This is a genomic window from Neobacillus sp. PVCKKU3, from assembly GCF_058323225.1.
Window position 1 is genome coordinate 23,547 of record NZ_JBLVQN010000059.1, and the last position, 9,357, is coordinate 32,903.

The window sequence follows — 9,357 nt, forward strand, 5'->3', positions numbered from 1 at the left end:
TGTTTGAATTTATTTTAAGAGATTGTTAAATCTTGAACAATCCTCCCTGAAGCCAAAATACATTTGCTATGCTGTGGATGTATCGAAACTAAATTGCGGAGGTGTTGTTAATGTTAGTAAATTGGTTAAGACAAAGCAAAACTGCATCTGGTATTTTAACTGTTCTTCGTTTATATCTTAGTTACGTTTGGCTCACGGCGGGGTGGCACAAATTATCAAGCGGAGATTTTGACGCTTCGGGATTTTTAAAAGGTGCAATCGCTAACCCAGTTAAAGGTCCTGACGGTGCGGTGGTTTTTGGATGGTATGTTGATTTCTTAAAACACGTTGTATTGCCTAATGCCCATATCTTCAATACGATTATTCCTTTAGGTGAATTTCTTGTTGGTTTAGGATTATTACTAGGATGCTTAACAACAGCTGCCATGTTCTTTGGTCTATTGATGAACTTCTCTTATTTATTTGCTGGAACGATTTCTTCGAACCCATTAGATATTTTATTGGGAGTTCTAATCCTATTTGCAGGCGCTAATGCTGGAAGAGTCGGACTAGACGGCTGGATAAAGCCATTCATTAGAAAAACAGTACTTAAACGCAAAGTAAAAGGCAACAACCAAACCGTGAAAGATAACCAATCAGTCATAGACAATAAACCTGTCAACCTAAATTAGATGCATGGGGACGGTTCTTTTGCATCATTTTCAGTCGTTTTCAGCTCCATTTGCTGGGGATGGAACCTGAACCGGCAATGTGGAATGGGACAAGAGAACCGTCCCTATGCATCATTCAAGAGGGAAAGCCCCCGTCACGAGTTTGAATGATGAAAAACTAATGTAAGAGGCATGTTTTCAGGCGGAGCATTAATTTAGCAGATTGAACAAACAGCAGCGTAATCGCTTGCTGTTTGTTCAATCTGTGAATCTAAAAAAGAGCTGCCATCAGGCGGCTTGAAAAAAATAAACACAGCATTCTCATCAAGAGTGCTGCGAGCCCTAATATTTTACCTTGAGTTGTCGCGAAATAAATCAATATACAGGTTTCCTTTTGATCCTACAACTGCGTAAGAAATTTCAGAGACCTGAACATTTCTCTTTTTCAATTCTGCCAAGAACCATTCTTTATCGTATTCGTGGTGAGGAAAATTCTTATCTAATATTTCTCCATCAATAACCAGTTCTACAGGAACCTTGCTTGGGGGTGGGACCAAATTTAGGTCCTTTCGCAATACATTTTGGTATTCCGCTTTTTTTAATACCGATAGAGAACCATTTACTTCTAAAATGGCACATTCCACTTCTTCTATATTAAAGATAACTTTCACTCGTAACGCCTGTGTAAGCATATCCAATGAAAAACCAATCTTCCTAATCGATTCCTCCAGGATTTTCCCCTCTTTAATTAAGAAAGTTGGTTGTCCTTCAATCCATTCTTTATAGCGGTGTTTTTTAACAGCGAGTGTATTCAATGTAAAAATAACGGTACCCATGATAACGAAAGAAAGGATAAAATACAGAAACTTAATATTTAGATTGAATGCTAGATTTCCTGCAAGGGTTCCCATTGTAATGGTAGCGATGAAAAGGTGATACGTTTTTTGGAATATGGTCTGTTTCCCAAGAATATGTACAAAAACCCATAGGATGATAAATGCTGTTAAGGTTCTAAAGATGATTTCTAAAGATCCTGGCATCGCTGTTCTCCCTTGCAAAAGTTAAAATGCTAATAGTTGGTATCTTAAGTTAAAGATATTATGTTCTTCCTGCAAGTGAATTATCCGTTTTAATCTAATAATTAAAAAATGTAAATACGAACGTTCCCTTAAAGGTGTTTCTTTAAAAATTTCAACATTTCGTTGAAGGCATGTTGAAATGATTTTTCATTAAATTTAGCAGAGTACGGGTCGCTGAATCCGTGTTGTCCATTAAATTTATGGATTTCTATATTTTTTTTATCAAGATTCGAAATTAACTGATCTACATTAAAGGATTGTTCCTCTTCTGGAAAGAATAAAACCGTAGGGCATCGCGGCACAATCTGTTGGTAATTTCGAATTCTCGAACCATAATAGGCAACGACCCCATCCAGACTATCTTCCTCACTGCACAGCCAAGCAACCGTTGCGCCAACGCTAAATCCAATTAAATATACTTTTTCGTAATGGTTTTTAAGATCTAGCAATAGGTTCTTTATTTTTTTTACAGCTTCGGTGAAACCTACATTGTTCATAAAATGATGGTAGGCAATCTCTTCTTCGGAATAAGTAAAAGGGTGTTCCCGCTCTAATAAGTTCGGGCAGATCACATCAAAATCGTGTGTTGATAATAAATTACAAAAGTCCTCCATATGTTGATTAATGCCATAGATTTCATGTATGACAATAATCAAATGACTTGAATTCCTCAGTATTTGGAGCATCTTATCCTCCTTAAAACATGAAAAGGTAGCCTCATTAACACAATGATGGAACCTGAAACCGGCAATCGCAAAATGATGCATGAGAACCGTCCCCATGCATCATTTGTTATATCCAATATATTGAAATGAGTAAATATGAGTTTTCGTTAGTTCAATGGCTTCTTGGATAAATTGTTCTGGCGTTTCTTTGAAGCCATTTTCGATCCAATTCTGGAGGAGTCCATAGAAGCCATAAGCTGTATAGCGTTTAAAATAATCCATATTCACTGGGATATTGTTGATCGTTTCGAAAATAAATTGTTCCTGATAGATTTTTATGATGGTTTGCGGGAACCGTGTATGCAATCCTGGTAACGTGTCATCGTAGTTAATCAATGTAAAAAAATTCTGGTTTTTATAGATATAAGAAACGATATTAAAAGATGGGGCATTTAGCTTGGTAGTATAAACCTTTTGACCAGGTACATATGCTTTACCTACGGAATCCTCCAACCCCTCAAGCATGGAAACCAGTAAATCTTCGGCCAATTCAATTTTATCTGTGTAATGAATGTAAAAGGTACTGCGATTATAAGCGGCGTAATCGACAATGTCTTTTACCGTAACGGCATGGTACCCTTTTTCTTTTATGAGTTCAATCAATGCTTGCTTTAAATGTGCTTTTGTTCGATTTTGCCGTTGAGATGTTATATTTTGTTCATTATTCATGAAAAAAACTCCCTCAATATAGACAGATTTAGCAGAAGTGTCTAACTAGTCGACACTTAATGATATCTTAATGATTGTTAGTTGTGTACAAAATAGTACAATTAAATTGTGAACAATAAAGCACAGATAATAGATTTATCTATTATTTTTCTCTATACTGTGCTAAAGAATTCTTGAATACGAGGAGGATTTAGGATGGGGAAATTACAAGACAAAGTAGCTGTGATTACCGGGGGAGCATCTGGTATTGGGGCAGCAACAGCACGTTTATTCGTTTCAGAAGGAGCCAAGGTGGTTCTTGTTGATTTAAATGAGGAAAAAGGTAAGGCATTTGAAGCAGAATTGAAAACGCTTAATGCTGAAGCTCTTTTTATAAAAGCAAATATTACGAGTGAAGAAGAAGTTGCCAATATCTTTAAACAAACTGTTGAAACATTTGGCAAAGTGGATGTGGTCTTCAACAATGCCGGGATCGGCCGTGTTCATCCATCACATGAATTAGAATACTCAGAATGGCGCAACACAGTAAATGTTGACTTAGATGGCGTCTTCTTAGTAGCACGTGAAGCCATCCGTGAAATGCTTAAAACGGGCGGCGGTACGATTGTTAATACGGCATCTATGTACGGTTGGGTTGGATCACCAGGTTCAGCAGCCTATAACGCGGCCAAAGGCGGCGTGATTAACTTAACTCGTTCCCTTGCACTTGAATATGCTGAACAAAATATTCGTATTAATTCATTATGCCCTGGTTTTATTGATACACCAATTATTCCGGAAGAAAGCAAGCAGGCTTTAGCTGCTGTCACACCGATGAAACGTCTGGGTAAAGCAGAAGAAATGGCAAAAGCAGTATTATTCATGGCTTCTGATGATTCTTCATTCATGACCGGTAATAGTTTGACTGTTGACGGCGGGTATACAGCGCAATAATAAATCCTGTGGATTAAGTAGAAATGGAGGCTTTTCACAGGTTATCATCTTTAATTTGAGATAATTTAATTCAAAATATTTTTTAAAAAATCCAAGGGAGGAAATTTCCATGAGTAACCGTTTTGATGGGAAAGTAGTATTAATTACAGGCGCAGGTTCTGGTTTAGGCCAAGCCTCAGCTTTGCAAGTTGCAAAAGAAGGAGCCAAACTTTCACTTGTAGATTTAAACGCTGCTTCATTAGAAGAAACAAAAGGTAAAGTGTTAGAAGTTGCACCAAACGCAGAAGTATTGCTGATCGCTGCGAACGTGGCAGATGAACAAGCGGTTGAAAACTATGTAAATGAAACAGTTGAGAAATTTGGGAAAATCGATGGCTTCTTCAACAATGCAGGGATCGAAGGAAAACAAAACCTAACCGAGGATTTTGGCATCGAAGAATTCCAGAAAGTAGTCAGTGTCAATTTAAATGGTGTGTTCTATGGTATGAAATACGTCTTGAAAGTCATGAGAGAACAAGGCTTTGGCGCTATTGTTAATACTGCATCTGTTGGCGGTATTCGCGGGGTAGGTAACCAATCTGGTTATTCAGCTAGTAAGCACGGCGTCGTCGGCTTAACAAGAAACTCTGGAATTGAGTACGGTCAATACGGAATCAGCATCAAAGCCATTGCACCAGGTGCCATCATGACACCGATGGTCGAAGGTTCATTAAAACAAATGGATCCAGATAACTGGGAAGAGGTAGGGAAACAATTTGTTCAGCCAAACCCAATGAAACGTTTCGGTAAACCAGAAGAAGTAGGTTATTTGGTGGCATTCCTGCTATCCGATCAAGCCAACTTCATCAACGCAGCTGTTATTCCAATTGATGGCGGACAATCTTATAAATACTAGGAAGTGTGGAGAGGGGTCTCCTGCTTCAACTAATCTAGCGATAGGCGCATTTCTATAACAAGAAATGCGCCTTTTTTTATTTTGGAGGAAAGGAACCATGGGAAACGACGGCCAAGGTATCCGGTGCAAGGTTTGTTAGGTTTTGGTAAAATTGGATATGGATGCATTATTTTAAGAAATACATCCAATGAAATAAAAGGGGTTGGCCAAATGTTAGTGAGAGAAGTGACTGAAGCTGAATACCTAGAAACTATGAAACTATCTGAATACGCATTCCAATATAAGGTTCCAGAGGACAGCATACCGGCTCGGAAAGAAGCATTGAAAAACCACAAAATTTTAGGAATCTGGGATGAGGACAACCTGGCTGCCAAACTACATATTATTCCGTTAAGCGTTTATATGATGGATGCTGAATGGAAAATGGGCGGCATTGCCGGAGTGGCCACCTACCCAGAATACCGAAGAACCGGTTACGTCAAATCACTCATGATTGAATCCTTAAAACAGATGCATGATGATAATCAGATTGTATCTCTTTTACACCCGTTTGATATTGGTTTTTATCGAAAATATGGGTGGGAGATATTAACTGATAAGAAAAAGGTGACGATTGAAAAAATCAATCTGAAGTTCCTCGAACCGCAGCAAGGTTTTATAAAAAGATATTCAAAAGATACCCATAATGAGGAGATAGAAAGGATTTATCAGCAGTTTTGCAGTCAGTATACAGGGATGCTGAAGCGTGAGACCGATTGGTGGAAGCGGAGCGTGTATGATGATCATTCCCAGCTTGCTGTCTATTACCGTTCGGAAAACGAGGCTTTGGGTTATATGCTGTACCACGTGAAGGATCGAAAAATGGAGGTACAGGAGCTCGTTGCACTAGAACAGGAAGCAAGAATGGGATTATGGAATTTTATCTGCCAGCATGATTCCATGATTGACTCTGTGACGATGGAACTTGCTGGTCATGATCATTTTCCTTACTTTCTGCCTCAGCCGAATGTGAAACAGGAGGTTTCGCCTTATTTTATGGCAAGGGTCGTGGATGCTGAAGAGTGTTTAAAGAGATTTCCTTTCCTATATGAAAATGAGTCCCAATTCCTGCATCTAGAAGATTCACATGCACCATGGAATAATGGAAGCTACTTACTCGGAAACGGAGAAGTAAAGGTATTTAAAGAAAAAACAGGCAGCCAATGTGTACATCCCCCTAAAAAAGGGATTCAACTGAACATCAATTCCCTATCAGCCATCCTATTTGGCTACAAAAGACCAAAGGAACTCTACGAAATGGGCTACCTAAAAGGCTCCAACAATGAAATTGAAAATTTTGAGAAGAAAATCCCGCCAATCAAATCAGCATTTTTTGATTTCTTTTGATGCATGGGGACGGTTCTTATGCATCATTTTCAGTCGTCTTCAGCCTATCCGCCGAAGATGGAACCTGAAACGGCATAGCGGAATGAGGCAAGAGAACCGTCCCTATGCATCATCCTTAAAATAATTCTGTCAAAAGGTGACGGAATTATTTTTTTATTGAAAATAGTGAAATATTATATATAATATAAAATATATTAAAAAGTCTAATAATGAAAGTGAGAGGTGATGCTAAGTAGGATATTAACTTTCTAACGAATAAGTATGGACAAAACGATCGTATATGGGTTTTATTGGAAGCGCATACAAACATGTTAATAAAGCTTTAAATGTAAACGTAACAGCTAAATAAACCAATAGCTTTAGGGAAATGATTCTAGAGGAGAACAGTTAGTCAATACAACAAAAGACCAAAGGGGGATTGATAGATTATGAATAAAAAAGGTGGTATTTTTTACGGCTGGTGGATTTTGGCAGCAGGCTTCATGATCATGACTTTTCTTTATGCTCCTATTGCAAACCTCGTCTCGCTTTTTACGAAGCCTGTTACAGAAGAACTAGGTTTTGGAAGAGCTGAGTTTACCATGTATTACACCGTAATGGCTACAACTGCCATGATTACAGCCCCAATAGCTGGAAGATTAATGAAAAAGCTGGATATACGAGTATACATGACCTTATTTACCATTTTAGGAGCAGGAGCCTATATAGGGTTTTCATTTGCAACTAAACTCATTCACTTTCAATTATTTGCAGTACCAATGGGTATGGCCTTAGCCGGGGCCGGAATGATTCCTGTCTCCGTTCTTATTACAAATTGGTTTCATGCAAAACGTGGATTAAGCTTGGGGATTGCTTTATCGGGAACTGGTTTCGGTTCTATGATTCTCAGTCCATTAGTCACTTGGATCATAACAGACTACGGTTGGAGAACGGCTTATCTTACGATTGGGATTTTAATATTGGTTGTCCTTATTCCATTGATTGTATTTGTTATAAAATTAAGCCCAGCTGATAAAGGTCTATCTCCACTTGGAGCAGAAAAAGCTTCCAACACGACAGCAAAGAAAGAATTGATAGGGGTAACTCAAAAGGAAGCATTCAAGACCGTATCATTTTGGGTTCTTTGCCTAGGTATTGTAGTAGGCGGAATTGTTGTTAATAGCATGATTATTAACTTGGTACCCTATTTAACTGATATTGGTACCACAGCGCAACATGCTGCATTACTATTATCAGTGGCTTCAGCAATGGTAATCGTGGCAAAGCTATTAGTTGGAAGATTATATGACAAGATTGGATTAATCAAAACTTTGGTATTTATCGTTGCATCCGATATCATTTGTTTTCTATTTTTAATGAAAGGGAATTTATTAATTCCTGGCATACTATATACCGTCTTTTCAGCATTAGGCTCAACGGCCGTTACGGTAACACCTGCCTATCTAACAGCGGCGCTCTTTGGTGAAAAAGAATACAGTGCAAAATATGGAACCGTATCTTTATTTACATCATTAGGCGCGGCAATTGCTCCAATCGTATCTGGATTAATTTATAACATCAATCATTCCTATGGATTATTGATCAAGATGTTAATTGTTTTTGCGGTTGTAGAATTTGTATTATTTTTCGTAGCAGTGAAAACAAAACCAAAGTTTGCTTTAAATTCAGATATGCCACAAAAAGAAGCAGTGTAATTTTGTTTTAGAAATTGAAAAGATTGCGATGCCCTGCCCAAAATGGCAGGGTATTGCAAGTAAAAGGGAGGACCAGAATAATGACTTCTACTTTACCAAATAAGATAAATCTTTTTGAGGAATCAATGAAATATGAAGAGCAAATCATTAAGGATCGCCGCTATCTGCACCAACATCCAGAACTTGGCTTCGATTTGCCAAACACACAAAAATATATTCGGCAGCGTTTGGATGAAATGGGAATTGAAAATAAGCCTTGCGGGGTTGTGCCGGAAGAAATTTCAAAAAAATATGCAAAAGCAGGATTTGGATTACAGGAAAATTGTACAGGTGTAGTGGCAACTATTGGTAAAGGTGAACCTTGTATTTTGCTCCGTGCCGATATGGATGCCCTGCCGCTTGAAGAGGAATTTGAATCCGAATTTAAATCAAAGAATCCTGGTAAAATGCATGCCTGCGGTCATGACTCACACGTCGCCATGCTATTAGGCGCTGCCCGAATGTTAAAGGATCATGAAGATAAGCTGCAAGGAACCGTTAAGTTAATGTTCCAGCCAGGGGAAGAATGGGGCTATGGTTCTAAGTTAATGATTGATGACGGGCTGCTTGAAAATCCTAAAGTACATGCCGCGTTTGCCATCCATATTATGCCTGACCAAGAAGCAGGTACGTTATCTGTCACCAAAGGAACCGTATCTCAGGCAATGGATACGTATATTGTTGAAATTCAAGGAAATGGCGGGCATAGTTCACAGCCGCATAAAACCATTGATGCTAATATGATTATGAATCAACTATATACCAGCTTAAACTTACTATATACCCGCGAAGTGGATCCGAAGGCAAATGTGACCTTCTCCATTGGAGCGATGAGTGGGGGGACAGTGACAAATATTATCCCAGATAAGGCTGTCCTGCAAGGGAATATGCGGAGCTTTGACCAACAATCGAGAGATCATATGTGCAAACGTATACCGGAAATGATTGATCATATCGTCAAAGCATGGCGCGGCGAGTATAGCATTGTTGATTTCCATACACCAACAACTCACAATGATGGGGATTTTATTGATGGAATTACGCCAGCATTAGAAGCCGTAGTAGGTAAAGAAAATGTTGTGGACCTTGGAAGTTTAGGGGGATCAGAAGATTTCTCTCATATTTCTCAGGCCGTTCCATCTGCATTTGTCGTTTTAGGCACAGGAAAAGCAGGAGAACCACCAGTGCACAACCCACGCATGCACCAAAACGAAGACATCTTCAAATACGGTGCTGCCCTACATGCCAACGTTGCAATGGAATGGTTAATGGATCAACGTAAATGAT

9 protein-coding genes are annotated in these 9,357 nt (G+C 38.7%); 6 read left to right on the forward strand and 3 right to left on the reverse strand.

Annotated features, from left to right (window positions below; all coding sequences use genetic code 11):
- Positions 1-110: 110 nt before the first annotated feature.
- The gene (locus ACNQGS_RS26930) at positions 111-671 is read left to right on the forward strand and encodes a DoxX family membrane protein (protein WP_491490059.1); all 561 of its coding nucleotides are present in this window, start codon (positions 111-113) and stop codon (positions 669-671) included.
- A gap of 329 nt (positions 672-1,000) precedes the next feature.
- Here ACNQGS_RS26930 and ACNQGS_RS26935 read toward each other — a convergent pair whose 3' ends face one another.
- The 3 genes from ACNQGS_RS26935 to ACNQGS_RS26945 all read right to left on the reverse strand — a co-directional run bounded on the left by ACNQGS_RS26935 (position 1,001) and on the right by ACNQGS_RS26945 (position 3,123).
- Positions 1,001-1,690, reverse strand: a complete 690-nt coding sequence (locus tag ACNQGS_RS26935; RefSeq protein ID WP_491490060.1) for a DUF421 domain-containing protein — start codon at positions 1,688-1,690, stop codon at positions 1,001-1,003.
- A gap of 128 nt (positions 1,691-1,818) precedes the next feature.
- Positions 1,819-2,415, reverse strand: a complete 597-nt coding sequence (locus ACNQGS_RS26940) for a dienelactone hydrolase family protein (protein ID WP_491490061.1) — start codon at positions 2,413-2,415, stop codon at positions 1,819-1,821.
- 99 nt (positions 2,416-2,514) lie between these two features.
- Positions 2,515-3,123: a TetR/AcrR family transcriptional regulator gene (locus tag ACNQGS_RS26945; protein ID WP_491490062.1), complete on the reverse strand. Its 609-nt coding sequence runs from the start codon at positions 3,121-3,123 to the stop codon at positions 2,515-2,517.
- Positions 3,124-3,318: 195 nt separating this feature from the next.
- Here ACNQGS_RS26945 and ACNQGS_RS26950 point away from each other — a divergent pair, with 195 nt between their 5' ends.
- The 5 genes from ACNQGS_RS26950 to ACNQGS_RS26970 all read left to right on the forward strand — a co-directional run bounded on the left by ACNQGS_RS26950 (position 3,319) and on the right by ACNQGS_RS26970 (position 9,356).
- Complete coding sequence (locus ACNQGS_RS26950; protein WP_491490063.1) at positions 3,319-4,056, forward strand: SDR family NAD(P)-dependent oxidoreductase; 738 nt, start codon at positions 3,319-3,321, stop codon at positions 4,054-4,056.
- Positions 4,057-4,165: 109 nt separating this feature from the next.
- Positions 4,166-4,951: an SDR family oxidoreductase gene (locus ACNQGS_RS26955; protein WP_491490064.1), complete on the forward strand. Its 786-nt coding sequence runs from the start codon at positions 4,166-4,168 to the stop codon at positions 4,949-4,951.
- A 210-nt stretch (positions 4,952-5,161) separates the two neighbouring features.
- Positions 5,162-6,337 carry a GNAT family N-acetyltransferase gene (locus ACNQGS_RS26960; RefSeq protein ID WP_491490065.1) on the forward strand — a complete coding sequence of 392 codons (1,176 nt, stop codon included), beginning with the start codon at positions 5,162-5,164 and terminating at the stop codon, positions 6,335-6,337.
- A gap of 428 nt (positions 6,338-6,765) precedes the next feature.
- On the forward strand, positions 6,766-8,031 hold the full coding sequence (locus tag ACNQGS_RS26965) for an MFS transporter (RefSeq protein ID WP_491490066.1): 1,266 nt from the start codon (positions 6,766-6,768) through the stop codon (positions 8,029-8,031).
- Positions 8,032-8,111: 80 nt separating this feature from the next.
- Positions 8,112-9,356, forward strand: a complete 1,245-nt coding sequence (locus ACNQGS_RS26970) for a M20 metallopeptidase family protein (RefSeq protein ID WP_491490067.1) — start codon at positions 8,112-8,114, stop codon at positions 9,354-9,356.
- Position 9,357: the final 1 nt, after the last annotated feature.